The organism is Leptolyngbya sp. FACHB-711, from assembly GCF_014695615.1.
Lineage (GTDB): Bacteria > Cyanobacteriota > Cyanobacteriia > Elainellales > Elainellaceae > Leptolyngbya_A.
Window position 1 is genome coordinate 1 of record NZ_JACJOR010000503.1, and the last position, 24637, is coordinate 24637.

Here is a 24637-nt window from a genome sequence, read left to right on the forward strand (position 1 = left end):
CTGGCTCTGTTGCTAAGCCTTTGGTTCGATCTCGGTAAGGAGCGATCGTATAATCGCCCACTTTTTTAGCGTCTCCAGCCTTAACTAAACAGTGCCTAAACTGCTGAATTTCTTCAGGAAACTCATCTAGCCATTTCTCTTTAACCAGGTAAATCGTTTCAGACTCGAATACCCGCTTTGTACAGCGACGACAGCGTACTCTACCCACTTTTTTCTGCTGCTCAGGGTTAGGCAAGCAGGGACTTTGATTTGTTGCTTCATCAAAAGGAGTACAGTTGAGCTGAGCCGGATTCACAGTACAAAGGATATAAGAACTCCAATATCCACCGATAAATCCAGCTTTGCCTAGAGCCTGAAATTCCTGTAATTCTTGAATTTTAGGTTGAGGTGCATTGAGTGCATACGTTCGAGGTGGGAGACTCAGACTAGAGGCAAGAGCAACCAGGACGAGCAGCAAACTCATCAGTTTAGAGTTAGCTCCTTTGAGTCCATCTGCAAAGAAAAGAACGGCTAGCCAAAGGGAAATGTAGCTGACTGTAAAATACCTCAGATTTGCTCCATTAATGTAAACCCACTTGGAAAGCGGCAGCAAAATTAAACTCGCGATCGCATTCAGCAGAAACAGATAGCACCATTTAGAAACGGTAAGCGATTTGTGCTTTCGCAGACGGTGAATTAAATAAGCAATCGTGGCTATCAAAACAACGACAAGGATGGCGTGAATGCCCAAAAAAAGAACCCGTCTTGGGGCAGTTAGAAAAAAAGTATTTTTGAAGGTGATTGTTCGTAGCACAGAGGACAGCAACTTAGCCACAATTTCTTGAACTTCGCTGAAGCTGTTAAAGGTACTGTACCTGGACGGCGTATTAGCTGCATTTTCCTTAGCATAAGCAATAAAGGCGATGCCAATTGCCGAGGTCAGAGCAACATTAATGGCATCCCCAGCAGTTAGACCAAATCGCTTTAATCCCTGCAACGCTACATTTTTCTTACCCCGCTGATAGATAGAACCAACGACAATGCCACCAAATAACAAAGCCGTTACAAGAGAAAAGTCTGATAGCCAGATACTAATAAAAAGGCTGATCGTTATCAGTGCAATAAAAAGCTGTCGTTTGAAACCTTGTATCGACGGAGAATTCTCAAAGCGGCTTGCGAGCACAATCGCAATGCCAATAAAAGCCATCTGAGGACCATAGGGCTGAGAGTTCATCACTAACTCAGTAAAGGGAACCAGCGGCAAAAACCAGGCGAGCGCAAGAATAACTTTGAGAAGGTTGCTTTTAAGCAAGCTAGCAAACGCAAGAAATCCAATCAGAAGTAGTAGATATTGAGCGAGTGAAACTGCAATAACAGGCGATACGGAAGTAATTTTCAGCAAGAAATGCCCGATGATAGGCACTAAACTTCCTAGACGATCTTGTCCCCAATAATAAAAGTCCTGTGGTAGACGCAAATCATACGCCATGAGGATGTGAATGGCATTGTCAGAGTTCAGAGCGGGGTTCAAAAAGGCAGCAAACGATCGAACCGACAAAATAAAGATGAGCGTTATCAGCAGAATGTACATTGGAAAGGATGCTCCTTGGAGAGGACGTTTAATCAGGTTGGCTCGTCAGCGTCTCAGCATCGATGTCGCTCGAAATCTCCAATAGATTGCCATCTGGATCACGAATGTAAATCGATCGAATTAAACCGATCGCCCCTGTCCGATCGACGATGCCCGCTTCAATTTCGATTTGATGCTGCTGAAAATGCTGCAAAACATTGGCCAAAGGCGTTGAGGTAATCAAACATAAGTCCGCAGAGCCACAAACTGGATGACTTGCTCTCGGTCCAAATTCTTTGCCTGCCTCGTGCAAATTAATTTTTTGTTGACCAAACCGCAAAGCTTTTCGTCCCTCACCAAAGGTGATTAGTTCCATACCCAAAACGGCAGTATAAAAAGCGCAAGTTCTCTCAATATCCCGTACCGTTAAAACCAGGTGGTCAAGACGATCGATCTGAATCATTCTGCATCATTACTGGACGCATTCACAGGCAATCAGAATAAAAGCACTAGAAAAATAAAAGCATTAAAAGGTAAAAATTAAAATAAAAAATAAAGGGGCTGCTGCCCCTCGTGCTTCTCAATTAAAGTTGCTATCGCAGAATCACATTTCTGCCGCTTTGTACGGTTTATTTGTACAGTCTGATCAAATTAACAAAACAATTCCCAGCTTAACTTGCTTGCAAAGCCGGGGAACTGCCAAAGGTATTTTTGTTGAGCAGTATCAGAACTACATTCCAGATCAGATTCCAGACTACATTCCAGGAATATTTAAACCAGAAGTTAATTCTTCCATCCGTTCCCGCATTGTTGCCGTGGACTTGTTGTAGGCATCCTTCATTGCCGCAGTCACCAGGTCAGACAGCACTTCTGCGCCTTCGCCCAGCACATCGGGCGCGATTTCGACTCGACGAGGCTCCTGGTTGCCACTCATCACGACCTTGACCAGTCCGCCGCCAGCTTCGCCCGAAATTTCCATCTGCTCCAGTTCTTCTTGCAGCTTTTTCGCGCCTTCTTGAACCTGCTGAGCTTTTTTAAATGCCTCAGTCAGCTCTTTCATCTTGCCCAGACCGAAGCCGAAACCTTGTCCTTTTGACATACTCTCTCGCTACAGGGTTGAACGTTTACTTAACCATTATTCCCACCTGGCACAACTGGATTGCGAGGATGCAATGGCTCCCAAGAGTGGGCGCAATGTTTTTAACCTCTCCAGTATAGGTGACAATGCCTTTGCATCGCCGAAAGCTATCGATCGAAAGCAACCGAAAGAAATTAAGCTGCCTGAAACTCGCCCAGCATCTTCACTTCCGGTTCTAACCACAGTGACCAGCGCCGATCGACCTGCTCCTGAGCATGGCGAATCAAATTCAGAATGTCACTTGCAGTCGCTCCACCACAATTCAAAATAAAGTTTGCATGACGCTGGGCAATTTGTGCTCCGCCAATTTGATACCCTTTTAAGCCCGTCTGCTCAATCAGCCACCCCGCTTTGTGCGATGCAGGATTGCGAAACACACTGCCGCAGCTTGGCAGGTGATAAGGCTGGGTATTTCGCCGCTGATCGAGATGTTCGGTTGTAGCCGCCAGTACCGTGTCTGGGCGTGCGCCGGGTTGCAGTTGCAGGGTTGCTTCGGTCACGAGCCGGAGGGGCTGATCTTTATTTGCCGCAGCGGTTTGCAAACTGGACGATCGATAGCTATAGCGCAAATCCGCAGGCAGCAGCAGCGACGGCTCACCCGATCGATTTAACACGTTTGTATTGACCAAAATCTCTGCAGTACAGGAGTGGTGTGCCCCCGCATTCATCACCACCGCGCCGCCTACCGTTCCGGGAATTCCCACTGCCCATTCCAACCCCTGCCATCCTCGCTCTGCCGCTTGCCATGCAAGCCGAACTAGCGAAACGCCTGCCCCTGCCGTCACCTGCCCCGTTTCTTCATCGAAGTGGGTGTAGCGAAGCCGTCGGGTGCAAATCACTAGCCCTGGCAAACCTCGATCGCTGACGAGCAGATTGCTGCCTGCCCCCAGAAACGTAACTGGTAAACCGCGATCGTTTGCCCAGGCAAGGCTGAGCTGCAAATCTTCGAGTGTGCGAGGGGCGGCATAAAGCTCCGCTGGACCCCCGACCCGATACGAGGTCAGCGTCGATAGGGGGACTTTGGGCTTGATGAGACAGTCTGTTCCTGGCAGACGAATCGGCTGCGGTGGCTGCCCCAGCGGGAGGAAGGATGATTCAGGCATTGCTCGATAGCCCAGTTTGGGTTGAACGGGAGCAGCAGTCGTGGGATCATGGGAAAGGGTCATAAAGATGCAGGATGAGAATGCTTGCAGAAACAATAAAGGATCAAAGCGGTAGAGCGCACCCGGAGCGGGATATATACCCCTAAGCAGGGCTAACGCAAGCCTCTACTCGGCTTTCATCAACTTTTTGGTAATAAGCAGTCAGCTCAGGAATAATTCGATTGAGGTTTCCTGCACCTAAAAAGATCGCCAAGTCTCCTGCCAGCAAGGTTTCTATCAAAAAGGCAGCCGTGCTCTGAAGCGTGGGCTGATAAATGACTTGGGCATGATGAGTGGCGATCGTGTCTGCCACCTGCTGTCCCGTCATATTATCCACATTGGGCTCGCCTGCACTGTAGATATCGGTAATTACCACTAAATCAGCGTCGCTAAATGCCTGGCCAAACTCTGCAAGAAAAGTCTGAGTTCGGCTGTAGCGATGGGGCTGGAACACGGCTACCACTCGTCTGGGCGGTGTCGTCATCTGGGCACGTAAACGAGCGGCTGCCAGCGTCACCTGAATTTCGCTGGGGTGATGAGCATAGTCATCAATAAAAAGAATCTGGTTATGCTCTCCGCGATGCTCAAATCGCCGACGTGCGCCTTCAAACGTTGCCAGAATTTCAGCAATCTGCTCAAACCCCAAGCCCAGCTTTCGTCCTACCGCGATCGCCGCCAGCGAGTTGCTGAGATTATGCCGTCCTAACAGACGTAGTTCGAGCTGTCCCAGCAGCACTCCCCTTTCCCAGACGCGAGCCGAAATTCCCATTGCGTTGTAAACCACGCGATCGACCGTGTAATCTGCATCAGCCGAGGGCTCTAGACTGTAGGTAATCGTAGGCTGAAGGGCTTCCTGCACCGTTGGGCAATCTACACAGCCAATCAGCGTCTTGCACTGCCGCGCAAAGGTTTGAAAGGTATCAATCACCTCATCGAGGGTGGCATAGTGATCGGGATGATCCAGCTCGATATTTGTAACAACACCAATTTCAGCCGCAAGCCGCACCAGCGACCCATCCGACTCATCCGCTTCTGCAACCAGATATTCTCCCTGACCGACAACTGCATTGCCTTCCCAGGCATTCACTTCGCCGCCGACAATAATCGTGGGGTCTAGCCCTGCTTTAAGCAGCAAATAGCCAATCATGCTGCTAGTAGTCGTTTTCCCATGGGTTCCAGCAACGGCAATGCCACGCTGCTGCTGCATCAATGCGGCAAGCAACTCCGATCGATGAAAAATCGGACACCCCATCTCCAGCGCAGCGCGATATTCTGGATTAGCAGGGTGAATTGCCGTCGAGCAAATGACCTGGGGCAGGAAACAATCGGTCGGCACTGGCTGAATTGAACCGGATGGCATCTCTGTTCCCGAAGAAACGCTTGCCGAACAGAATGCTTTGAGATTATCGGCAACCTGACTCCAGAAAATGTGCGCGCCCTGCTCCTGAAGCCGTTGCGTAATATGGTTGAGAGAAAGGTCTGACCCAGAAACAGGCAGTTTGCGCTTGGTGAGTACATACGCGAGAGCAGACATTCCAATTCCACCAATGCCGATGAAATGAAATGGTCTCCCGCTGAAGTCCACAGAGTTCAGCATCATAGCTCCTTACACCACACCACACCAAATAACACGCGATATCATAGCAAGAATTGCTTTTTGTGCGACATCTCTCCAACACCAGTTTTTTCAACCTGATTTGCGTCGAAATATCGCAATTAATCACTCAGAAGCACGAAGATTCAACGAAGCGATCGGTTCGATCGATTCAGCAGAACTCCTAATTTTCTGACGGCAGAAGCAATTTTGAGGATTTATCGTAGCGTTCCCATTGAAAAGAGGAAACAGTCGTTTTGAAAAAAGCAACAATTGTTACACTCTGGTATCGCTGGTAACGGGTAAGTCTAACAAATAAATCTAGGATCACTTCACCATTCGTTTGAGTGATTCCAGAAAAAAAGAAGAAATTGGGTTATGAGCAAGGTAGGCATTTTTGGCGGCACATTCAACCCGATTCACTGGGGACATCTGCTCGCTGCTGAAACTGCCCTGGAGCAGGTACGGCTCGATCGCATTTTGTGGGTTCCCACCTCTCATGCCCCCTATAAAACCACCGTTCAACCCGTTTCTTTTCACCACCGTTATCAAATGGTGCAACGGGCGATCGATTCCCATCCCCGATTTTGCCTGCCCCCGTTCGAGCAAATTGCCGCTCCTGCCGCCTCCGCCTACGCAATCGATATGCTCAAGGCATTGCAGCACCATTATGAAGCCTGCGAGTGGCACTGGATTTTAGGATTAGATGCTTTTCATTCCCTGCCGCGCTGGGTCGGTCGCCGTGAGCTAATTCCACAATGCCTCTGGCTGGTTGCCCCTCGAGCGAATACCCGCTCAGTTCAGCACAGTTGTGCCCCCACGGGTACAGTGTCAGCAAATGCGCTTGAGCAGCTAGAATCCTGCTGTGATAGGGTGGCGGACCAGCTGCGGACTGAGGCAATCGAAGTCAGATGGCAGCTTCTGCAAATGCCGATGGCGCAGGTTTCCTCAAGCCTGGTGCGCCAGCATTGCCAGCAGCAGCGATCGATTCGCTATCTGGTGCCGGAAGCCGTGCGGGACTATATCGCAACGCATCATCTCTATGAAGTGTAAATTCCAGGAGATTAATCAGCCGCGTTATTCCAAATTTCTAGCAGCCACAAAAATTTTATCGAACAGGCTTGCTAGAAATTGACTCCTTCAGACCCATTCACGTCCATGTCCTTTGGCAAACCCTGCCCCTACTCCTGCCGCCACCAAACCGGATCGATCGCCCCAAACCGAAAATGAATTACTAGAAAACACTTCCAACATTGGACTAACTAGTCTTATCAAAAGATAGTAGGCATAAAGACCTATTGCTTCTTGATACGCTAGGATCCTTGTCCTTCAAAGGTTTTAGGCTGTCTCCAGGCTGAGAAACGCCCGTTTTTTGCCCCCAATCTCTGATCCCCAACTCTTGAGAGGCAAACTCCTAAGAGTGTATGATCTGGTTCACTACTATCGATCTTTATTCGTTCACAGAGGGCAAGACGCAGTGATTAGAGTAGCAATCAACGGGTTCGGGCGAATTGGACGAAACTTCTTACGATGCTGGGCCTTGCGCGAGAGCAGTAATCTTGAGGTGGTCGCCATTAATGATACCTCCGACCCCAAAACGAACGCTCACCTGCTTACCTACGACTCCATGCTAGGGAAGTTCAATGCTGATGTAAGTGCGGACGATAACACCATCACGGTCAACGGCAAGGTGATCAAATGCACATCCGATCGCAATCCCCTAAACTTGCCCTGGGGAGCCTGGGATGTTGATTTAATCATCGAGTCTACGGGCGTGTTCGTCTCAAAGGAAGGCGCATCAAAGCACTTAGAAGCAGGGGCTAAAAAGGTTTTGATTACGGCTCCGGGCAAGGGCGATGATGGAACTTTTGTGGTGGGCGTCAACCATCATGACTATGACCACAGCAAGCACAACGTTATCAGCAACGCAAGCTGCACCACTAACTGCCTTGCGCCGATCGCCAAAGTCTTGCACGAGAGCTTCGGCATCATTAAAGGCACCATGACCACTACCCACAGCTACACAGGCGATCAGCGACTCCTGGATGCTAGCCACCGCGATCTGCGTCGGGCAAGAGCTGCTGCGCTCAATATCGTTCCTACAACGACCGGGGCGGCAAAAGCAGTAGCACTAGTTCTTCCTGACCTGAAGGGCAAGCTGAACGGGATTGCGCTCCGCGTTCCCACTCCCAACGTTTCGATCGTGGATCTGGTCGTGCAGGTCGAGAAGCCGACGATCGTAGAACAGGTCAACGAAGTGCTGAAGAACGCTGCTGAAGGTTCGCTTAAAGGCGTCTTAGCATACAGCGATCTGGAGCTGGTCTCCTGCGACTACCGGGGAACCGATGCGTCGTCGATCGTGGATGCGAGCTTGACGATGGTGATGGGTGGCGATATGGTCAAAGTTGTTGCTTGGTATGACAACGAGTGGGGCTATAGCCAGCGTGTGGTTGACCTGGCAGAAGTTGTGGCTCAGCGTTGGGCTGCCTAATCACGATCGGGAAGCGATTGACCCAATTGTATTAACCCAAAATAACTAAATGGCTGGTAGTGACGGACTCAAGATCCCAAGCTACCAGCCTTTGCTGTAGCTCAGGGATACGAGCATCCGAAAACAATCAACCTTGCTGGATATCAACTTCCGTGAAGGGCAAATCAATTGTGCAAATCAATTATTGATTAAGTTAAGTTGCAGACTCAGGTTGCAGACTCACCTTTTTCAAATTGAGGAGCCTCAAATTTGTAGCCCACACCGCGAACGGTTTGAATCAGCGCAGGCTGAGAGGTATCAATCTCGATCTTTTTACGAATCTGCCCGATGTGAACGTCCACCACGCGCTGGTCGCCCACATATTCATAGTCCCAAACCTTCTGGATTAGCTCTGCTCGCCGCCAGACTCGGCCTGGATGGCTAGCCAGGAAGTGCAGCAGATCAAATTCCAGGGCAGTCAGGGGAACCATGTCGCCGTTTAGCGTCACTTCTCGCCGTACTGGATCGATCGCCAGACTGCTGAAGGTGAGGCACTGCTGCTCAGCAGCGGTCACGGGTCGCTGCCGCTTCAGAATTGCACCAACTCGCACTTCCAGTTCACCCAGACTAAAGGGCTTGGTGAGATAGTCATCCGCTCCCTGGGAGAATCCGCGAATTTTATCTGCCTCGTCGCTGCGGCTGGTCAGCATCAGCACGAACACCCCTGTTCGGCTTTGCATTTCTTGACAGAGGTTGTAACCGATCGCATCGGGCAGATTAACGTCAAGGATCACAAGATCAGGATTAAATTGCTCAAACACTGCCAGAGCCGTTTTGCCGTCTTCTGCGGATTCGAGCTGATAATTCTGCTTAGAGAGAAATCGGTGGATGAGCGTCCGAATTGCGGGGTCGTCATCAACTACGAGAATCTTGGCTGGTGCCATAGCCATAACCTTAGCAATCGTGAATGAGCGTAGATGGGCAACACCTCAGCAGTGAGTCTAAAGCTGAGGTAAATTTTTCAAGCGACCGAGCGATTCCACTTCGATGAGGTTCACAATAGATCTATACTCTGCATGATAGGCTGCCATCAGAACTATTATTAACTTATTGCCTAAAGAATTAGACATCTTACAGATAACAAGCTTCCGTTTTGCAGTAGAGCACTCGGTCAGGCAGCGGATGCTGTAATGATTTTGATCAACTCTATTCGCAAACTCAGGGTAGATCGCTAAACTATAGGCTAGCAGTATTAATGGAAACTTGGAATGAGGCGGCGAGCGTCGCGATTGCTCTCATCCTCAAACTTCTTAATGCCAATCATAATCGAATTATGTCAAGGGAGTCCTCCGGAGGTCAGCAATGAGCGATATAAATCCCTACGAACAGCTAGGGGTAGATGAAGATGCCTCGTTCGACGAAATCCAAACCGCTAAAAATCAGCTCGTTGAGGCTTGCGGCAGTGAGCGCAAGCAGGTTGAGGCGCTCGAAGCCGCCTATGATGCCATATTGATGGATCGACTCCGCCTGCGTCAGGAAGGCAAGATCAAAGTGCCCGATCGAATTCGCTTCCCGGAAAAGCTAGCAGAGCCAGTGCCTCAATCCACCCCTGTTGTCGCGCAGCAGACTTCTAACTGGCTTCAGCAGTTCCTTGATACGCCGAGGCGTAGTGAAATTGTGCTGCCTGGGGGTCTGTTTCTTGCGGCTAGTTTACTCAGTTTAGTGATGCAGCCCGCCCTGCCGCTTGCGCTAGGAATCTGTCTCAGCATTTACTACTTGAATCGCAAAGAAAATAAATTCCTGCGGGCAACCCTGCTGACTCTGCTGGGGTTGATTGTAGGGGTTGTAGTAGGGACGCAGCTTGCAGCTCTGCTCCAGCCACAGCTCAGCGCACTCTCGCTCACGGCAGACAGTTTTGCAGCGATCGTCACCTTTGTGATTCTCTGGCTGGTATCCAGCTTTTTGCGCTAGCCCTGGTGTCCGTTCTGGATGGGGTCGGGCTGACGACCGCGATAAAGGGCAGTCAATGCCCCAATCAGGTACTTGACCAGGGTTTCACCCACCAGCAGGGCAAGAATCTGATCGAGCGGCAGCACACCCCAGAACGCGATCAGGGTAAACAGGAAGGTGTCTAACGGAATCGAGACGGCATTGCTTCCGGCAACGCGTACAAACCACGATCGCTGAAGCAGCTTTTGATAAATTTCTGTATCAGCAGTCTCGGAAAGCAGAATTGCAGCAAATGACGCGATGATAATTCGCATCGGCACACCGAGCACTGAACTCATTAACACATTGGCGAACGCAGCGACGGCGATCGTGCTATAAACCCAGCGACGCCCTGCGTAATGGAGTCGATCGCGCTGTGTAAATGTTGCGCCAAACAAAAAGGTTCCAAAGGCAACCTGCCCAAACAGGGGCAAGGGAATAAACCATTCTGGCGTGGTGGTGTAGTTTGCACCCAAAACCGCCAGAATATAAATCAGGCTATGCAAAATCATGGGACTAAGAAGGCAATCGTTTTGACTTCATGCAGTCTATCGCTTGTGCCTTCGCATTGGTCATTAAAAGTGATTAAACCGGATCTTCCTCGTCCCCGATTTCTGGCTGCTCTTTCCCTGTAAACAGCCCTGCTTTAAATAGAAAATCAAGCTGGGCAGATCGCGTTGTCGCGGTAGAAGAAACGATCGAGCTAGCGGCAGTCCCGCTCCCTGGCATCACGACCACTTGATGACAGAGCACTGCCAGCAAGCACGAGCAAAGGGCAAGCAGACAAAAATCAAGATTGCGGGTTGAGTGCAACCACGGCAAAGCAGCGGTGATTGCCTTTGGAGAATGCCTCGAAGCGTGCGCTACTGGAACAGCACACGAAGCAAGCGGTAACTGATTGCGAGTAGAAATCGTCATTGGCTCTCTAGTAGGTTCTTCATTGGGGCGATCGGCAGATGTTTCAAAATCCAAAGCGGGATAAGAGGGTTTCGAGGTGTCCACAACAATCAGCCCCAATGCAGCTTTAATCACTTTAATCAACTGATTAGCACAGTTTGGTTTAGTCAGAAGGTTTGAATCAACGCTTAGCGCGATCGAAAAGACAGCGAAAGGCAAAGTTTAATTCAAATTATCTGAATCTTAGACTGCCCATCTTGGACGAGGCAAATCTCATTTTGGTTCCAAGTCTTTGATTGAACCCAGGTTCGGCTATTAGTCTAGACGATTTAGGCAAGGATTAGTTCAGCGTTTCTAGCTCCGATCGCCCTTCTGCACTAACCCAGGCAATCTGGCGAATTCGTCTTTGACGAGCATAGCTGCGAATGTCATCCGGGTTCGATCGATCGCCCAGCTCCACTTCAACTCGCACCAGCGGGACAGACTCTCGCAGCGTTGCAGCATAAGCGAAGGCATTTGCCATTGATATAGGCGTTTTGGCTACGACCAGCCAATCGCAGGCAGGGGTGTGGAGCGGCAGTTTTTCTCGACTAAGCAGAACTTGATGCAGTTCCTCAATATTCAGCACAAAGCCGATTCCAGGACAGGGAATTCCTTGAGGATGATATAGCTCTAGAAGCTGGTCATAGCGTCCCCCCTGACCCAAAACTCGCTGACCGGAAGCCGTACCGCTGACGACCTCAAACACAATGCCCGTGTAGTAGTCAAAGGTTTGAATCAGGCTTAAGTCCAGCACGATCGCAAGCGATTCCTGAAGCTGACTGGCTTGGAGCAGTTCCAGCAGCAGTTTCAGGTTGTTGACCGTTTCTCGCTGAGCAGGCTCCAAGTCAAAGCCGGAGATTTTTTGCAGTACATCCGCCGGATTTCCACGCAAATCGAGCAGCAGCAGTGCCCGTTCTCGCAGTTCTGGCGACAGGTTCATGGTTTCTAGCCGCATTCGATCCAGAGTGGCAATCGCTTCTCGCACCTGATCGCGCACATTTCCCGGAAAGATTGACAGCAGCGATCGCGTCAGCCCGGCATCGCCCAGAATCAGATGACAGTGGGGCAATCCCAACGCCTGCAAACAGTTTGCCAGCAGCAGCACAATTTCTGCATCCGCCGCAACGCTGCCCGCGCCCAGTAGCTCAACGCCTGCCTGGTAAAACTCCTGCTGCCGATTGTGGTTGCCCTGCTCTGCCCGCCGAAACACATTGGCGTTGTAATAAAGCCGCTGTGGATAGGGAACACCTGCCATGCGAGTAACAGCAGCTCTGGCGATCGAGGCAGTCAATTCAGGACGTAACCCCAAGGGTTGCCCTTCTAAGTCTTGAAGCTGGATTACGGTTGCTGGGTCGATCGCCCCGCCTGCCATAAGGGTCTCCAGCCGCTCCAGGGTAGAGGTAATAATCCGGTGATAGCCCCAGCGATGAAAGACGGTTTGAATATGATCTTCGATCCAGCGTTTTTGAGCGACATCCAGGGGAAACAGATCTCGCGCTCCGACAGGCGGTTGATAAACCATTACAATTACTTCTTCTTGCCGCCAAACAACCCAAACAAACCTCCGCCTCCTGCATTCGGCTTTTTGCCTTTTGCATCTGGTTTCGCGGTGGCTGCCTTGCTGCCTGGACCCTCTAGTTTGCGTTTACCTTCCAAGGCTACCGCATCTTGGGGATTCAATTCTAATGCCTTGTTGAAGTGAATTTTTGCCATTGTAAGCTGGTTGGTCTTGAGAAAGACAACTCCCAAGCGGCTATGGCAGGTGCTATTGGTTGGCTCCAGTTTTAATGCTTCGCGAAGTTCCAAAATTGCTTTGGAATAGTCTTTGCGATTTTCAAGCTCTTGTGCTCGCCACAGGTAGGATTCAATTAGCGCGTCGCGGGTCGGTGGGGCGGCAGGCGCAGGCTGAGCAGGAGTTGGGGATTGAGCATTTGCGGCTTTGACAGCTGGATTCGAGGAGTTGCTCTGAGGCGAAGGTAGCGGGGACTCCTTTCTTTTTTCCTTTCGCATCAGGTAGACCAGATTCAGTTCACTAATCTGCCCAATCATGTCGATCGCCTGGTCAAGCTGCTCATATTGCCGGGATGCAAGTTCGCGCATAGCTGCCCGGTAAGTGTTGTCTACATCGCTAGTCGCTGCCAGCTTTAGCGCGGCATCTGTCATCAGTGCCACGGTTTCCTGCTGCTGGAGTGCCTGCTGTCCCTTAAGCCGCACTAGAATACAGTATTCGCTGTAGTTCTTTTCCTGAGACAGCTTCTCATAAGCTGGATTGACCAGCTTTGACAGGAAATTGGCTGCTCGGTGTCGATCGGTTTCATCCGCCGCAGAGTTACTGTCTGGGTGAAGGCGACGCGCCACTTGCAGATATCGTTTCCGAATTTCTTTTAGATCTGCATCGATCGCAACGCCTAAAATTGCGTGGTAATCGGTGAAGTTAAGACTAAATAGCCCTTGCTCAATTTTGAAAGCCATGCTGCTGATTTCACACCCTCAACAGGTCTAGTCTAGGGTTCCCTTCAGTGTACTGCGATTATCTAACCAATGAGAACTGCTGAATCCGTATCCGCTTGGGCGACCTCGCGGTAGATTCTCAGGTCTTGAGTGATGGAAGATGGCTGCTATCGACAAGCGGCTTCACTTGCAGCAATTCTTGACTTATTTCCTGATGAATGCGTCCGTTCGTTGCCAGAATTCGCCCTGATTCCAGTACAAACGAACTGCGATCGTATGCCGTCACTTCTCCCCCCGATTCGCGCACCAGCACTACGCCTGCCACCATATCCCAGGGCGACAAACCCCGCTCCCAAAAGCCATCAAGTCGCCCACAGGCAACATACGCCAGATCAAGGGCGGCTGACCCACTCCGTCTCACACCCTGCGTTAGATGGGTGAAATGACAAAACTCGGCATAGTTATTGTCGGGGGTTTGATGACGATCGTACGCAAAGCCCGTCACCAGTAAGCTCTGTCTCAGATGCTCGGTCTGAGAAACCCGAATCGATCGCCGATTGCAGGTTGCGCCCAATCCAGTTGCAGCGCGAAATAGCTCTTGCCGAAACGGATCGAAAATCACGCCCACTTGAGGAATGCCCTTAACCAATAGCCCGATCGAACAGCAATAGGCAGGATACTGATGGGCATAGTTCGTCGTACCATCGAGGGGATCGATCGCCCATAACCAATCGCCTTCATCGCCGGAGCGTCCCGATTCTTCTGCCAGAATGGCATGACTGGGAAAATGCCGCCGAATAATTTCTAGAATTGCCGCTTCTGCTGCTTTATCTGCTTCTGTTACCAGATCACCTGGTCGTCCCTTTTCCTGAATCTGCTCCAGCTTGCCTGTAAATGCTTGCAGAATTGCTCCGCCTGTTAATGCAGCCTCGGTCGCAACATCGAGAAAAATTTGCAGTTCGGCAGTTTGTGCATTAACCATTTGTGGATTAACCGTGGGGCGATCGCCGATCGGTTCAGTCATGGATGCTATTCCTCGTCTAGTGGCAGTCCGCGCCGCACAGTTCCTCTGCCAAAATGTTGCCCAAACTGAAGCTCATACACTTCATCTTCATCCTGGGTTTCGACTTCCAAATCCGAGCGCGGATAGCTGACGCACAACAGCGCATAACCCTGTTCCCGCAGTTTCGGAGACAGCCCCATCGCTTCCGGCTGATACACCTCGCCAGAGTGAATTCGAACGGCACAGGCAGTACAGGCTCCATTACGGCAAGAATATGGCAAATCTGCACCCTGCGATTCTGCCTTCATTAGAATGTATCGATCTTCGGGAACCTGAACCGTATAGCAAGTCCCCTTCTGCGGATTTTGAATCCGAACGGTGTAAACGCGCGTCATGAATCAGCCTCAAATTGCTTCGGGCAAAGCTTAAACAACGGAACATCTGCCCTAACAGCCGATGCTCAGATCCTTAATGCCCAATAGCTCATCATAGTGGCTGCCATGTCCTTCTGTCTGAGTCGCTAGCGAGACATTTGTTAGGATGCCTCGTTACCTACAATCGGGACTGGCAATCGGGACTGGATTGTCGAGGGGATATTTTTGGGGCGATCGGATTTCTGCGGCTGATTTCTGCTACCATAGTTTTCTTGTGAACAGCAATGGCTCACAAATCATATCCCCTGGAGAGATGGCCGAGTGGTTGAAGGCGCAGCACTGGAAATGCTGTTTAGGGGTAACTCTAACGAGGGTTCGAATCCCTCTCTCTCCGTTCTGAATTCCAGAGATTTAAGGTTTTCTCCTAATCCTGCACCCTGATCAAGCGGTGCTCCTCTTTGAGATCCTAAGTTCAGTTAAAAGAGCAGTCCAATAAAGAGCAGCCTAGTCAAGAGCTGACGGTGGGGTGTAGAAAGCTGCTTCATCATCGCTGTCCCGTGATAGCTCCTAAGGCACCGTCATAAGCGATTCGTACCTTTCCACTTCGTCGCTTTCCACTAGGTCTGGTCTGGCTGCCAGGTTGATGCTTGTGAAGATACAAAATCTTTGCCCTTACTGAAGAACGATTTTGCTGGACAATCTACACAGGCTACGAATTGGACGCAATAAGTCCAGAAATCGGATTAGGGTATTCTTCCAAAGGCATGAAGGGTTCAGCAGCGATCGCCTCCTCTAGGGCTTCCTGCAAAGACACTAATTGGGGGACATCTGCAGTAATCTCTCCTTCAGAGAACCGTGGAGTAACCGAGGTAGCAAACAGAGGAGTGGCAAACGTGCAAGCCCGCCAGCGTCCCTGAACCAGCACCCCAAGCTGATAGCAAAAACCGCCACGCCGCCCCTCCATCTTGTAAAATTGGCAGTGCCGACAGGATGAAACCCCCCTAACCGTCGTATCCATAAGATGTGAATGTCTAATTGGTTAAAAAAGCTAATCTCAATCTTCGTCTAGGCTAGCGATTCATTTTCCCGAATAAAAAATCGGGAAGTCTTTATCCGGTGAGACTTTGGCCTATCTCAGACCGTAGATCGGTATTCAGATTCTCTTTAGAATCGTGGAATTAATCCTGACTCTTAAGTTATAAAACTCAGTGCTTTCCCCATTGTTAATTTCTATTTCTTGCCGAGAACACAGCGGGGATCAAGCTAAACCTACTGCCAGGCGAGTAAGCCTATCTCAAAACATCCGGTCAATCTACGGTCATTTTGAAACCGGAATGAGCGGGGATAAAGCAGCTACTTCTATTTACGCTTGACGATCTGCCCATTACAGTGATTGAGATCAGCTTTCTCCAGTTTTCCTAATTTTTACGATTGCAATTAGTATCCTTTATGTCTAGTTCTGCTGCTCTAACGCTGGATGAAGCCCATCAACTGCTTAAGCAATTTAGCTGTTTGCAGTCGTCTGGTTTGCAGCCACCTGATAGACAAGCAGACGAAGCACGCTTGGGCGATCGTCCTCAGCTCCAACAAGCCCTGATGCTACTGACAGCGGAGTCTGATTATCAAATGCTGGGGATTTGTGCAGACTCGATTGAAGCGGGACGCACTGCCTTAGCTGCCTATACTAAAGCACTAGGCTATCAGCCGAGCCTGGAGCTTCAGCCGATCGAAGGACCTGTTTATATCAAGTTCAATTCCAGAACCATGTCCTGCTACGCCAGCCCTTACGAGGGCCAACATCGAGGCGTGCTAGTCTCCTGTCAGTCAGCAGACGAAGACGGCATCAACGAGATGTATGGACATTTGCCGATCGATTTATTTGTAGATTAGCCGGTTCTCCTGAGCTTTCCTGGTTCTAGCGTGCCCAATAAATAATCTTTTTCTCAGCCAGCACAAAGAAGCCGTAGAGAATTACCCCCATCAGTGCCAGCACCACCAGTCCAGCAAAGGCGAGGGGCACGTTGAAGTCGGATGTTGCCTGCACAATCAAATATCCCAGTCCGGCGTTTGAAGCGATCGATTCTGAAATTACGGCTCCAATAAAGGCAAACGAGGCAGCAATCTTAAGCGACGCAAAAAGGTAAGGCAGGGTATGGGGAAAGCCGACCTTCTGGAAGGTTTCGACCTGAGTTGCACCTAGCGATCGCAGCACGTCTTTCATTTCTGGCTCCACCGTATCCAGCCCTAGAGCCACATTCACTGCGATCGGAAAAAACGCCAGCAGAAAAGCCGTAATCGTTGCTGGAATTGCATTTGCGCCAAACCGGATTGCCAGCAGGGGGACAATTGCCGCCTTCGGAATCGTATTAAACGCCACCAGCAGGGGGTAAAGCGTCTGGTAGGCAAGGCGGGAGTAGCCGATGAGAAACCCCAGCACTACACCGACCAGTACCGCAAGCGAAAAGCCGACGAGCGTTGTCCACAGCGTTCTCATCGTATTTGCCATCAGCTGCGGCGCAAATTGAATCATTGCCTGAAGTATGCTTGAGGGCGCAGGCAGGGTAAACGGCTGAATTTTGAACAGGATGACTGCCAGTTCCCACAGGGCAAACAGCAGCACCGTCGCGACAAAGGGCAGCACAAAACTAGCAGTTTTAGATTTGAGGAATCGATTCATATCTAGGGGGGTGAAGGTTTTGGTCTGCTGTAGGGGCGGGTTTAGCAGTTAGTGCTGGATATGCCGCCGGAGAGTGGAGAAATAGTGGTTGAATTCGTCGGAGAGTTCCATTTCGAGGGTGCGGGGACGAGGTAGATCGATTTTCACGTCGTAAATAATTGAGCTGGGACGCGCACCCATCACATAAACCCGATCGGCAAGAAAAACTGCTTCACGCAAATCGTGGGTAATCAGAATGCTGACGCACTTAACCCGCATCCAGAGGGCTTGCAGCATCACCCACATTTCTTCCCGGGTGAAAGCATCGAGTGCGCCAAACGGCTCATCCAGCAGCAAAATCTCCGGCTGATGAATCAATGCTCGACAAAGGGAAGCCCGCTGCCGCATTCCGCCCGACAACTGCCAGGGAAACTGCTTTTGGAAGTCCTGAAGCTTCACCGTTTTGAGCAAATCCTGCGCCATCTGCACAAATTCTGCTTTGCGCTGCTTAAACTCCCGCTTGTAAGGCTGCACAATTTCCAGCGGCAGCAGCACATTATCCAGCGTCGATCGCCAAGGCAGCAGCACCGGATTTTGAAACGCCATGCCAACATTCTTCATCGGACGGCGAATTGTTTCGCCCCGGTAGCGCACCGCTCCGATCGGCGCAGGATTTAAACCAGATACCATCCGCAAAATCGAGGTTTTGCCGCAGCCCGATGGACCAACGATCGCCACAAATTCTCCCGGCTGAATCGAAAGACTGACCTCCTGGATAATGCAGCGCATTGAACCTTCAAATGGATATTCCAGCCCAACCTGATCAAACTCCAGCAAAGGATCTCCAGGGGCAGAAACGGGCTGAACCTTGGCGGAATCGGTGGTCTGTTGAAACATAAGGAATCGACAGGGGTGAAGGACAACCGAAAAACAAACTGCAGACGATGGGTAGAAAGACAAAATACGGAAAAGCTGCCTCGCCCTATCCATCGCCTGAGAACTACACGCTCTAGCTCAGGGGCTTACGTTCGCTGGCGGGGGGCAACTGGCGATCGGCTTCAGCAGGCAAAAACTGATTGGTAAAGACATCAGAAACAGCTGGCTTGCTGGGTAGACCAAAGCCTTCCACCGTTTGCTCGATCGTCGTTTCGAGCCGCTTCGGGTCAACTGCGCCCAGACCAAGCTTTTCGACTTCTGGCGTAATAAACATCCGCTCCAGCGCAATTTCCATCCGCACTTTTTCAGCGTTGCGATCCATCAGCTTGCTGTCGTCTGATGCCATCACAGCATCCAGCCCGGCAGATGGGTCGCGCAGCACATCCTGCATTCCGCGCAGATATGCCCGAACAAAGCCCTTCACGGCTTCAGGATTCTGTTCGGCAAAGCTTGCCCTGGTCAGGATCGAGTTGCCGTAGAAATCCATGCCATTGTCGTTGTAGTAAAACACGTTGAGGTCGCTCATTTGCTTGCCGCCCTTGAGCAAACCGGGCAGGGCAGAGGTCGCAAAGCCGCTAATGGCATCAACCTGCTTTTGCAACAGGAAGCTTTCGCGCAGTTTTGGCTCCATCGTTGTCCACTGCACGGAGTTTGGGTCAATACCCACCTGGCTAGCAAAGACCGGGAAGAGTTTTCGGGGTCCGTCGCCTGCGGGTGCGCCCAGCTTCTTGCCCGCTAAATCCTTGGGTGAATTAATGCCGCTTTCCTTTAGAGTGATGATTGAGAAGGGTGCTCTACTATGAACTGAAGCGACTGCAATCACGCGATCGTTGGGGTTCTTGCTGTTGAACTCCATCGCGTTATAGATATCGCTAAACGCAAGGTCAAAGGAACCTGCTCCCAATTTGCTGATCGTGTCGGCATTGCCAAAGCCGCGCTCATAAACCACATTCAGCCCTTCTTCGGCAAAGTAGCCCTTGTTCATTGCGATAATGAGCGGCGCATCCAGACTTTGCTTCAGGAAAGACAACTGCACCTTAACCGTTTTTAGCTCTTCATTTGCCGGAGCCGCAGTTTGGGCAGCAGGAACCGCAGAATTTTCGGTTGGATTGTTTGCCGTCGGAGCAGTACAGCCTGCAAACATAACCAGGGATGCAGTCAGCAGGGAAACTCCTGACCATTGCTTGAGAGAAGAACGCTTCACCATAGACTCCAAAATTCCCATTAATGCTGATAATTTGCGCGATCGATTAGTCAATTAAAAAACATTCAGGAGCAATAAACCAACTACACAGCTACTAGGGCATTGAATTTTGGAATAGAGCCTGCTTTCTGTGTTAAGGACTACAGTCTTCCCATTTTCATGACCCTACTAAGGAATTCTGACCAGGTCGTTTTTAATACTCAATCAAAATTATTGGGAAGAAATAGGGAAACCAGGGAGATTCAGGGGTTGTCATTTGTCATTGGTTCTTTGTCCTTTGTCCTTTGCAGAGAACCGCAGATCAATGACCGGTAACAGTGAGCGATAACAGCCACCTCTAGCACTTATTTTTGTCTTCTTATTTCTTTGTCTTCTTATCATTTATTAACACTGCAAATTTGCAAAACTGAATTCGACCGCAAAAATTACAGAACCTAAAAACTGCAAAAAAGATGCCCTCGCCAAATGGAAAGGGCAAATTATGATATCTATTCCGAGGAAAACGAAAAGCTTAGATAGAGGAACCGAGTCCTGCGTAAGCTCCGTAGAAGAAAAGACCAACTACCACCAGCACACCCGTGCCAGCGATCGTTGCAACAACCCAAAGCGGAATTCTACCTGATTGCAGCATGAGCCTACTTTATCCTCCCAAGATCAAGAACTTTTTTGTTCCAGAAACAACGTGCAGCTCAAAAAGAGATTGCGACTCCTGCACAAAGCGCAGCAAAAATGAGATATCGCGACCCAAAAGGGCTAGTTGAAGAAATAGCTGGAGAACAGAATACCCAGCACAAACACCAGCAGCAAGCCAAGATAGAGAGAGGTCCGGTTTAGCTCAACTGGCTGCTTATTGGGATTGGATGAACGGTCTAAAGGTGCCATCTTTTGACTCCTATCGTTGAATGAACTGCATCGCTGCAATTGCGCCCAAGAAGAAAACAGAGGGCACTGCCAGCGTGTGAACGGCTAGCCAGCGAACGGTAAAAATCGGATAAGTAACGGGTTGATTTGGAGTATTGCTCGTCATAGTAGTCTGATGATAGTTACCTAATGCTAGAAGCTACTTTTGCTGTAAAAACTGTTGAATTTGCTGCTTCCCTTCAAAGCGATCGGAAACGATCGGCACTTCTTGACGGGTTTGCGTATAGTATTCGTTGGGGCGGGGCGTTCCAAACGCATCATATGCCAGACCCGTGCTGACAAATAGCCAGCCTGCAATAAACAGTGCCGGAATTGTGATGCTGTGAATTACCCAGTAGCGAATGCTGGTCACAATATCGCCAAAGGGACGCTCTCCAGTAGTACCTGCCATCCAGTTTCCTCCCAGTCAAACAATTGAAATCTTACTCTCTATCATACGGGAGAGCGTAGTTGGTCACAAGTCAATTACTACCTCTCCATTTCCTTTTTTCAAGACTATTCTTCAGGATAATTCAAGACAGTTAAACCAGCCCATCTCTGAACTGATTTCTATCAGAATTTAGGCGCGATCGTAAGCAGTCTACCGAAAAATAGGATTCGATCGATCGCTGACCTGAAGCACAGCCTACAACAGTCAAACCAGGGCAAATCCTTAAGCGGGCTGTTCATATCTCAAAACCGTACCGCGCTGACCCAAAATGTATCCTTGCTCCGGCGAGAGAAACACAATTTTGTAAAAGTTAGACGGTACATTCTCAACGTCTCGATCCTTCTGCCAGGTTTGCCCACCGTCATAGCTCACCATTAGGTTGCCGCTGCCCCCCGCGACCCAGAGTTCATCTTTAGTGCGGTACGCCAGATCGAGTAGCCCCCAGCTTGTGGCAAATTCTGGATTCACCGTGTTCGACCAGCTTTCGGGATCGTTGGGATCACTAAACTGCACTTGACCGCCTCTTGCTAGCAGCCAGAGTTGCCCATCCTGACCATAGCCCATGTTCTGAAGGCGGCGAGAACTGGTGCGATTGTGGGGTGTCCAGGCATCCTGACCGGGTTCCCAAGTAGAAAAGAAACTGCCGCGAGCCGAAACTGCTACATACTTACCGTCCGGCGATCGCTCAATGTTTCGCAGCACCCCAACGGCTTCTTGAACCATTGCCTGCCAAGTGCGTCCTCCGTCTTTAGTGCGGTAAATTGCACCCACATTGGTGGTCATTTCGGCTTGCTTTGAACCAAGAGCAACGATCGTATCCGGCGCACCGGGCAGCTTTTCGCTCAGCGGAACCCGCGACCAGGATTTGCCGCCGTCTTTGGTATGCAGCATCAAGCTTGGCTGCCCAACAACCCAGCCCTCCTGCCCAGAGAAACTGACCGACGAAAGGCTATAGCTAGTGCTGTCTCCCAAATCGAGTTCGCGTGGCTCCCAAGTTCTGCCGCCGTCTGTCGTTTCAAGCAGGGTTTCATTCGTGCCGACCATCCAGCCGTGACTTGCATCGTCGGTAAAGGCGACATCGGCGATCGTTGCTTCAGTCGGTAAGGTGAGCACCTGCCACGGGTTTTCGGTCGCAGATGCCAGGAAGCCTCTGGCACAGCTACTACACAGCAGCACTGCCACCAGCACAATCACAACTTGCTTAAAAGACTTAACGAATGAGTACATCGGACTTTTTAGAAGGAATAATTCAGGTCAGGAGAGATGAGTTTGGCAGCGATCAGCGCGAAGCGCAACCCCGAAGGAACCGCTCTGCGGGCAACTGTTGAAGCGATTACCTCTTTCGGGAACTACCAGGCAAACAGACTTAAAACAAACCAAGTGACGTGCCCACGACGAGCAAACAAGGTTTAAGCAAGCTTGGACTCAGAATGAACCGCGCTAGTTTAACCCGTACAAACTGAGAAAGAAAATGACGCCCAGTGCCAAACCACCAAAAATGAGAATGTTTTTCTGACCGGGGGTCAGTGTGTTGACTCCCAGCCCGTAGCCCAAATTCTCTTTGAAGCCAGAGGGATTACCGACTGGACCAATATTGCTAAAGCGGCTCTTTCGTACAGTGCAGACCGGGCAACGCCAGTTCTCCGGCAGTTCCGTAAACGCAGTTCCGGCAGCAATTTTGCTGGTATTGTCTCCTCGGACTGGCTCATAGACATAGCCGCAAGCTCCGCACTCATAGCGATCGAGGGTTTTGGGATCAAGTGCTTCCGTACTCATAGCGGCACTCACCGTAAAGATTACAGAACGATCGAACAGAAATCTGAGAAACTCTGTTAAAGATTATGACATAGACTGTTGCCAGCACCGAGGATTGATCCCAAGGCAAAAAAAACTACTGCTAATCTCTTGTAGGCGGACGTTTGGCTTGACCGTTTCCGTTCTGCGGACGAAATGCCACGATTAACAGACAGGCAATCCCAAGATTGATACAGATATCTGCCACGTTAAACACCGGAAACTGAATCAGGCGAAAATCAAAAAAATCCACGACCTCACCGCGCAGGAAGCGATCGATCCCGTTGCCTGCTGCTCCCGCCAAAATGAACCCATAGCCAAACTGCTCCCAGCGATTGAGTCGCGAAAACCAGCCCAGCGCAATCAGCCCTAAACTGACGAGCAGCGACAGCCAGCGCAGCCATTCTCCGCTTTCGCTAAACAAACTAAATGCCGCGCCCTTATTTGTTACAAACGTAAGGTGAAACACATCCTGGATGAGTGGAATCGTTTGCCCTAGCTCAAACGTGCTAAACACCAGAAGTTTGGTGACCTGATCTACGATCAGCCCGACGAGTGCGGCAGCCCAAAATGACGGATTCTTTAGTCTCATACCATCAGTAAAGCAGCAGGTGACGCAGGAGAAAAGCCAGCACCGCCACGGCACACACGATTGCCATTTGGCCGGGAAGCGGCTGAAGTGAATAGGTGAATAGGGCGTTGGCGATGGTCAGACTGCCCAATTTTGCCCAGTTCAGCGATTGCGCCAGTAGCAAATAAAGCGTTCCTGTGAGATGAATCGTCAGCAAACCCATCAAACTGCTAAACGCGAGAAATTCCAGTCGAGCCGGCAATCGAAATGCTAACCAACCACAGATCCAGGCTCCTGGCACAAACCCCAACAAATAGCCAAACGTGGGGCGAAACACATAGTCAAAGCCGCCGCCCTGCGTGAACACATTAAACCAGGTGAGGCCCAGCAGCAGGTAGGCAATTTGGGAAATGGCAGCCGGACGACTTCCCGCCAGACAGCCAATCAGCAGCACTGCCCCTACCTGACAGGTTACGCCCAGTGACAAAGGCTGCACACCCTGCCCCCAAGCCCACGGAGGAATGGTAATAAACGCCTCAACCAGGGTTCCGCCGATCGTCAGGATCAGCCCAATCAAAGCCCAGAGCAATTGGGTGGGTGCAGTTAATTTCACAGGACACCGGGGTGAGGGAATGTCAGTGAGATTATACTCTTCCCCTGTTCGATCGCATCACTGCCGCCAGAATTGCCCTTAAAACGCAGCCATGCAGCCAATCATAAAGCTTTTGACTTCGCCGGAGTTGGCTTGGCAGCAGAGGCAGACGCTTTGCCTGCGGTCTTCGAGGCGGATTTCCTGGGCTTTTCTGGTTTTGTGGCTTCCTGAGTTTCTGTTTTTTGCGCTTCGGATTTCTCTGCCTCAGACTGGCGACGCGGAATTTCGTAGGTCATAAAGTCGTGCGCCATGATCGTCTGCGGGAAAATGGCTCTGGCTTCGATCAGAAGGTCCTCGAGGACGATCGAATTTCCGGGAGCATAGCGGGGGCTAAAGTGGGTCATAATAAGCTGCTTCACCTGTGCGCCTAATGCCGTTTGAGCCGCCATCGTTGAAGTAGAGTGAAGCCGCTGATAAGCCAGCTCGGCATCTTGATGAGCAAAGGTGGCTTCATGCACCAGCACATCGGCATCTTGCGACAGTTCTACCGCGTTTTCGCAATAAATCGTATCGGTACAGTAAACGAACTTGCGCCCAATTTCCGTTTCGCCGCAGAGGTCTGCTCCGTTGATCAGGCGTCCGTCGGGCAGCGTAATCACTTCGCCTCGCTTCAGCCTGCCGTAGAGCGGACCAGCGGGAATTCCCATTGCCTGAGCGCGATCGACATCAAACCGTCCCGAGCGGTCTTTTTCGGCAACGCGATAGCCAAAGGCAGGTAGGCGGTGAGTCAGCGGCGCAGAGGTGACGGTAAATTCTTCCTCTTCCAGCACCAAACCTGGCTCGATCGTATGCACCTTCACCGGATAAGAAAAATGGGTTTGGGA

Annotated in this window: 29 protein-coding genes and 1 tRNA gene; 5 read left to right on the top strand and 25 right to left on the bottom strand. The window is 50.5% G+C overall.

The genetic code is table 11. The features are described 5' to 3' along the window. From H6F80_RS23910 to murC, 5 genes are all read right to left on the bottom strand, one after another. Positions 1-1570 (bottom strand): hypothetical protein (locus tag H6F80_RS23910; RefSeq protein WP_190794023.1); only part of this gene is annotated, 1570 nt, incomplete at its 3' end. A gap of 28 nt (positions 1571-1598) precedes the next feature. Beyond that, positions 1599-2012 (bottom strand): VOC family protein, encoded by a 414-nt coding sequence (locus H6F80_RS23915; RefSeq protein ID WP_190794024.1) that lies wholly within the window; start codon positions 2010-2012, stop codon positions 1599-1601. A 291-nt stretch (positions 2013-2303) separates the two neighbouring features. Further along, complete coding sequence (locus H6F80_RS23920) at positions 2304-2648, bottom strand: YbaB/EbfC family nucleoid-associated protein (protein WP_190794025.1); 345 nt, start codon at positions 2646-2648, stop codon at positions 2304-2306. A gap of 173 nt (positions 2649-2821) precedes the next feature. Continuing rightward, positions 2822-3853, bottom strand: coding sequence for a UDP-N-acetylmuramate dehydrogenase (gene murB / locus H6F80_RS23925; protein WP_242067545.1), 1032 nt, complete (start codon positions 3851-3853; stop codon positions 2822-2824). A gap of 79 nt (positions 3854-3932) precedes the next feature. Next, the gene (gene murC, locus H6F80_RS23930) at positions 3933-5426 is read right to left on the bottom strand and encodes a UDP-N-acetylmuramate--L-alanine ligase (protein WP_190794026.1); all 1494 of its coding nucleotides are present in this window, start codon (positions 5424-5426) and stop codon (positions 3933-3935) included. Positions 5427-5801: 375 nt separating this feature from the next. Between murC and nadD the strand changes: the two genes are divergently transcribed. Next, a complete protein-coding gene (gene nadD, locus H6F80_RS23935) occupies positions 5802-6476 on the top strand; it encodes a nicotinate (nicotinamide) nucleotide adenylyltransferase (protein WP_190794027.1) in 675 nt (224 codons plus the stop codon). A 424-nt stretch (positions 6477-6900) separates the two neighbouring features. Further along, positions 6901-7914 carry a type I glyceraldehyde-3-phosphate dehydrogenase gene (locus tag H6F80_RS23940; RefSeq protein ID WP_190794028.1) on the top strand — a complete coding sequence of 338 codons (1014 nt, stop codon included), beginning with the start codon at positions 6901-6903 and terminating at the stop codon, positions 7912-7914. Positions 7915-8120: 206 nt separating this feature from the next. Here H6F80_RS23940 and H6F80_RS23945 read toward each other — a convergent pair whose 3' ends face one another. Next, positions 8121-8843 (bottom strand): response regulator transcription factor, encoded by a 723-nt coding sequence (locus tag H6F80_RS23945; RefSeq protein ID WP_518523640.1) that lies wholly within the window; start codon positions 8841-8843, stop codon positions 8121-8123. A 412-nt stretch (positions 8844-9255) separates the two neighbouring features. Between H6F80_RS23945 and H6F80_RS23950 the strand changes: the two genes are divergently transcribed. Beyond that, positions 9256-9864: a CPP1-like family protein gene (locus tag H6F80_RS23950; RefSeq protein WP_190794030.1), complete on the top strand. Its 609-nt coding sequence runs from the start codon at positions 9256-9258 to the stop codon at positions 9862-9864. On the opposite strand, the gene H6F80_RS23955 is transcribed toward H6F80_RS23950, so the two are convergent. The 6 genes from H6F80_RS23955 to H6F80_RS23980 all read right to left on the bottom strand — a co-directional run bounded on the left by H6F80_RS23955 (position 9861) and on the right by H6F80_RS23980 (position 14670). Further along, on the bottom strand, positions 9861-10394 hold the full coding sequence (locus H6F80_RS23955) for a queuosine precursor transporter (protein ID WP_190794031.1): 534 nt from the start codon (positions 10392-10394) through the stop codon (positions 9861-9863). The two genes, H6F80_RS23950 and H6F80_RS23955, sit on opposite strands and share 4 nt — an antisense overlap. Positions 10395-10467: 73 nt before the next feature. Continuing rightward, the gene (locus H6F80_RS23960) at positions 10468-10914 is read right to left on the bottom strand and encodes a hypothetical protein (protein ID WP_206755109.1); all 447 of its coding nucleotides are present in this window, start codon (positions 10912-10914) and stop codon (positions 10468-10470) included. A 205-nt stretch (positions 10915-11119) separates the two neighbouring features. Continuing rightward, entirely contained in the window at positions 11120-12343 is a 1224-nt protein-coding gene (locus H6F80_RS23965; RefSeq protein ID WP_190794033.1) for an ATP phosphoribosyltransferase regulatory subunit, read from the bottom strand. A gap of 5 nt (positions 12344-12348) precedes the next feature. Continuing rightward, positions 12349-13293 (bottom strand): J domain-containing protein, encoded by a 945-nt coding sequence (locus H6F80_RS23970; protein WP_190794034.1) that lies wholly within the window; start codon positions 13291-13293, stop codon positions 12349-12351. 118 nt (positions 13294-13411) lie between these two features. Continuing rightward, a complete protein-coding gene (locus tag H6F80_RS23975; RefSeq protein ID WP_518523641.1) occupies positions 13412-14296 on the bottom strand; it encodes an inositol monophosphatase family protein in 885 nt (294 codons plus the stop codon). Between the two features lie 5 nt (positions 14297-14301). Then, positions 14302-14670 (bottom strand): 2Fe-2S iron-sulfur cluster-binding protein, encoded by a 369-nt coding sequence (locus H6F80_RS23980; protein ID WP_190794035.1) that lies wholly within the window; start codon positions 14668-14670, stop codon positions 14302-14304. A gap of 286 nt (positions 14671-14956) precedes the next feature. On the opposite strand from H6F80_RS23980, the gene H6F80_RS23985 reads away from it, so the two are divergent. Next, a tRNA-Ser gene (locus tag H6F80_RS23985) sits at positions 14957-15043 on the top strand. A 315-nt stretch (positions 15044-15358) separates the two neighbouring features. Here the strand turns inward: H6F80_RS23985 and H6F80_RS23990 are convergent. After that, positions 15359-15667 carry a hypothetical protein gene (locus H6F80_RS23990; RefSeq protein WP_190794036.1) on the bottom strand — a complete coding sequence of 103 codons (309 nt, stop codon included), beginning with the start codon at positions 15665-15667 and terminating at the stop codon, positions 15359-15361. A gap of 431 nt (positions 15668-16098) precedes the next feature. On the opposite strand from H6F80_RS23990, the gene H6F80_RS23995 reads away from it, so the two are divergent. Next, positions 16099-16539 (top strand): DUF1824 family protein, encoded by a 441-nt coding sequence (locus H6F80_RS23995; protein ID WP_190794037.1) that lies wholly within the window; start codon positions 16099-16101, stop codon positions 16537-16539. 25 nt (positions 16540-16564) lie between these two features. Here the strand turns inward: H6F80_RS23995 and H6F80_RS24000 are convergent, their stop codons facing one another. The 12 genes from H6F80_RS24000 to H6F80_RS24055 all read right to left on the bottom strand — a co-directional run. Continuing rightward, complete coding sequence (locus H6F80_RS24000) at positions 16565-17326, bottom strand: ABC transporter permease (RefSeq protein ID WP_190794038.1); 762 nt, start codon at positions 17324-17326, stop codon at positions 16565-16567. 48 nt (positions 17327-17374) lie between these two features. Next, positions 17375-18202, bottom strand: a complete 828-nt coding sequence (locus H6F80_RS24005) for an ABC transporter ATP-binding protein (protein ID WP_190794039.1) — start codon at positions 18200-18202, stop codon at positions 17375-17377. Between the two features lie 112 nt (positions 18203-18314). Beyond that, a complete protein-coding gene (locus tag H6F80_RS24010; RefSeq protein ID WP_190794040.1) occupies positions 18315-19448 on the bottom strand; it encodes an ABC transporter substrate-binding protein in 1134 nt (377 codons plus the stop codon). A 508-nt stretch (positions 19449-19956) separates the two neighbouring features. Further along, a complete protein-coding gene (locus tag H6F80_RS24015) occupies positions 19957-20076 on the bottom strand; it encodes a photosystem II reaction center protein J (RefSeq protein WP_088893283.1) in 120 nt (39 codons plus the stop codon). Positions 20077-20198: 122 nt separating this feature from the next. Beyond that, positions 20199-20327, bottom strand: coding sequence for a photosystem II reaction center protein PsbL (gene psbL / locus H6F80_RS24020; protein WP_088893282.1), 129 nt, complete (start codon positions 20325-20327; stop codon positions 20199-20201). Positions 20328-20337: 10 nt separating this feature from the next. Then, positions 20338-20472, bottom strand: a complete 135-nt coding sequence (psbF, locus tag H6F80_RS24025; RefSeq protein ID WP_088893281.1) for a cytochrome b559 subunit beta — start codon at positions 20470-20472, stop codon at positions 20338-20340. A gap of 33 nt (positions 20473-20505) precedes the next feature. Further along, entirely contained in the window at positions 20506-20757 is a 252-nt protein-coding gene (psbE, locus tag H6F80_RS24030) for a cytochrome b559 subunit alpha (RefSeq protein WP_190794041.1), read from the bottom strand. Positions 20758-21018: 261 nt separating this feature from the next. Beyond that, positions 21019-22023, bottom strand: coding sequence for a photosynthesis system II assembly factor Ycf48 (locus tag H6F80_RS24035; RefSeq protein ID WP_190794042.1), 1005 nt, complete (start codon positions 22021-22023; stop codon positions 21019-21021). 213 nt (positions 22024-22236) lie between these two features. Further along, positions 22237-22572, bottom strand: a complete 336-nt coding sequence (locus tag H6F80_RS24040) for a rubredoxin (RefSeq protein WP_190794043.1) — start codon at positions 22570-22572, stop codon at positions 22237-22239. Between the two features lie 121 nt (positions 22573-22693). After that, positions 22694-23182 (bottom strand): signal peptidase II, encoded by a 489-nt coding sequence (lspA, locus tag H6F80_RS24045; RefSeq protein WP_190794044.1) that lies wholly within the window; start codon positions 23180-23182, stop codon positions 22694-22696. 4 nt (positions 23183-23186) lie between these two features. Continuing rightward, positions 23187-23774 carry a biotin transporter BioY gene (locus tag H6F80_RS24050; protein ID WP_190794045.1) on the bottom strand — a complete coding sequence of 196 codons (588 nt, stop codon included), beginning with the start codon at positions 23772-23774 and terminating at the stop codon, positions 23187-23189. Between the two features lie 101 nt (positions 23775-23875). Beyond that, on the bottom strand, positions 23876-24637 hold a 762-nt coding region (locus tag H6F80_RS24055; RefSeq protein WP_242067546.1), incomplete at its 5' end, for an MBL fold metallo-hydrolase.

Bases quoted from the DNA above. Each gene is read 5' to 3' on its own strand.
- H6F80_RS23915 (WP_190794024.1), bottom strand. From the start codon at position 2,012: ATGATTCAGATCGATCGTCTTGACCACCTGGTTTTAACGGTACGGGAT.
- H6F80_RS24035 (WP_190794042.1), bottom strand. From the start codon at position 22,023: ATGTACTCATTCGTTAAGTCTTTTAAGCAAGTTGTGATTGTGCTGGTG.
- psbL (WP_088893282.1), bottom strand. From the start codon at position 20,327: ATGGCACCTTTAGACCGTTCATCCAATCCCAATAAGCAGCCAGTTGAG.
- H6F80_RS23950 (WP_190794030.1), top strand. From the start codon at position 9,256: ATGAGCGATATAAATCCCTACGAACAGCTAGGGGTAGATGAAGATGCC.
- H6F80_RS23920 (WP_190794025.1), bottom strand. From the start codon at position 2,648: ATGTCAAAAGGACAAGGTTTCGGCTTCGGTCTGGGCAAGATGAAAGAG.
- murB (WP_242067545.1), bottom strand. From the start codon at position 3,853: ATGACCCTTTCCCATGATCCCACGACTGCTGCTCCCGTTCAACCCAAA.
- H6F80_RS23980 (WP_190794035.1), bottom strand. From the start codon at position 14,670: ATGACGCGCGTTTACACCGTTCGGATTCAAAATCCGCAGAAGGGGACT.
- H6F80_RS23995 (WP_190794037.1), top strand. From the start codon at position 16,099: ATGTCTAGTTCTGCTGCTCTAACGCTGGATGAAGCCCATCAACTGCTT.
- murC (WP_190794026.1), bottom strand. From the start codon at position 5,426: ATGCTGAACTCTGTGGACTTCAGCGGGAGACCATTTCATTTCATCGGC.
- H6F80_RS24040 (WP_190794043.1), bottom strand. From the start codon at position 22,572: ATGAGTACGGAAGCACTTGATCCCAAAACCCTCGATCGCTATGAGTGC.
- H6F80_RS23955 (WP_190794031.1), bottom strand. From the start codon at position 10,394: ATGATTTTGCATAGCCTGATTTATATTCTGGCGGTTTTGGGTGCAAAC.
- H6F80_RS24005 (WP_190794039.1), bottom strand. From the start codon at position 18,202: ATGTTTCAACAGACCACCGATTCCGCCAAGGTTCAGCCCGTTTCTGCC.
- H6F80_RS23945 (WP_518523640.1), bottom strand. From the start codon at position 8,843: ATGGCTATGGCACCAGCCAAGATTCTCGTAGTTGATGACGACCCCGCA.
- lspA (WP_190794044.1), bottom strand. From the start codon at position 23,182: ATGAGACTAAAGAATCCGTCATTTTGGGCTGCCGCACTCGTCGGGCTG.
- H6F80_RS24015 (WP_088893283.1), bottom strand. From the start codon at position 20,076: ATGCTGCAATCAGGTAGAATTCCGCTTTGGGTTGTTGCAACGATCGCT.
- H6F80_RS24000 (WP_190794038.1), bottom strand. From the start codon at position 17,326: ATGAATCGATTCCTCAAATCTAAAACTGCTAGTTTTGTGCTGCCCTTT.
- psbF (WP_088893281.1), bottom strand. From the start codon at position 20,472: ATGACGAGCAATACTCCAAATCAACCCGTTACTTATCCGATTTTTACC.
- H6F80_RS23975 (WP_518523641.1), bottom strand. From the start codon at position 14,296: ATGACTGAACCGATCGGCGATCGCCCCACGGTTAATCCACAAATGGTT.
- H6F80_RS23990 (WP_190794036.1), bottom strand. From the start codon at position 15,667: ATGGATACGACGGTTAGGGGGGTTTCATCCTGTCGGCACTGCCAATTT.
- psbE (WP_190794041.1), bottom strand. From the start codon at position 20,757: ATGGCAGGTACTACTGGAGAGCGTCCCTTTGGCGATATTGTGACCAGC.
- H6F80_RS23970 (WP_190794034.1), bottom strand. From the start codon at position 13,293: ATGGCTTTCAAAATTGAGCAAGGGCTATTTAGTCTTAACTTCACCGAT.
- H6F80_RS23965 (WP_190794033.1), bottom strand. From the start codon at position 12,343: ATGGTTTATCAACCGCCTGTCGGAGCGCGAGATCTGTTTCCCCTGGAT.
- H6F80_RS24010 (WP_190794040.1), bottom strand. From the start codon at position 19,448: ATGGTGAAGCGTTCTTCTCTCAAGCAATGGTCAGGAGTTTCCCTGCTG.
- nadD (WP_190794027.1), top strand. From the start codon at position 5,802: ATGAGCAAGGTAGGCATTTTTGGCGGCACATTCAACCCGATTCACTGG.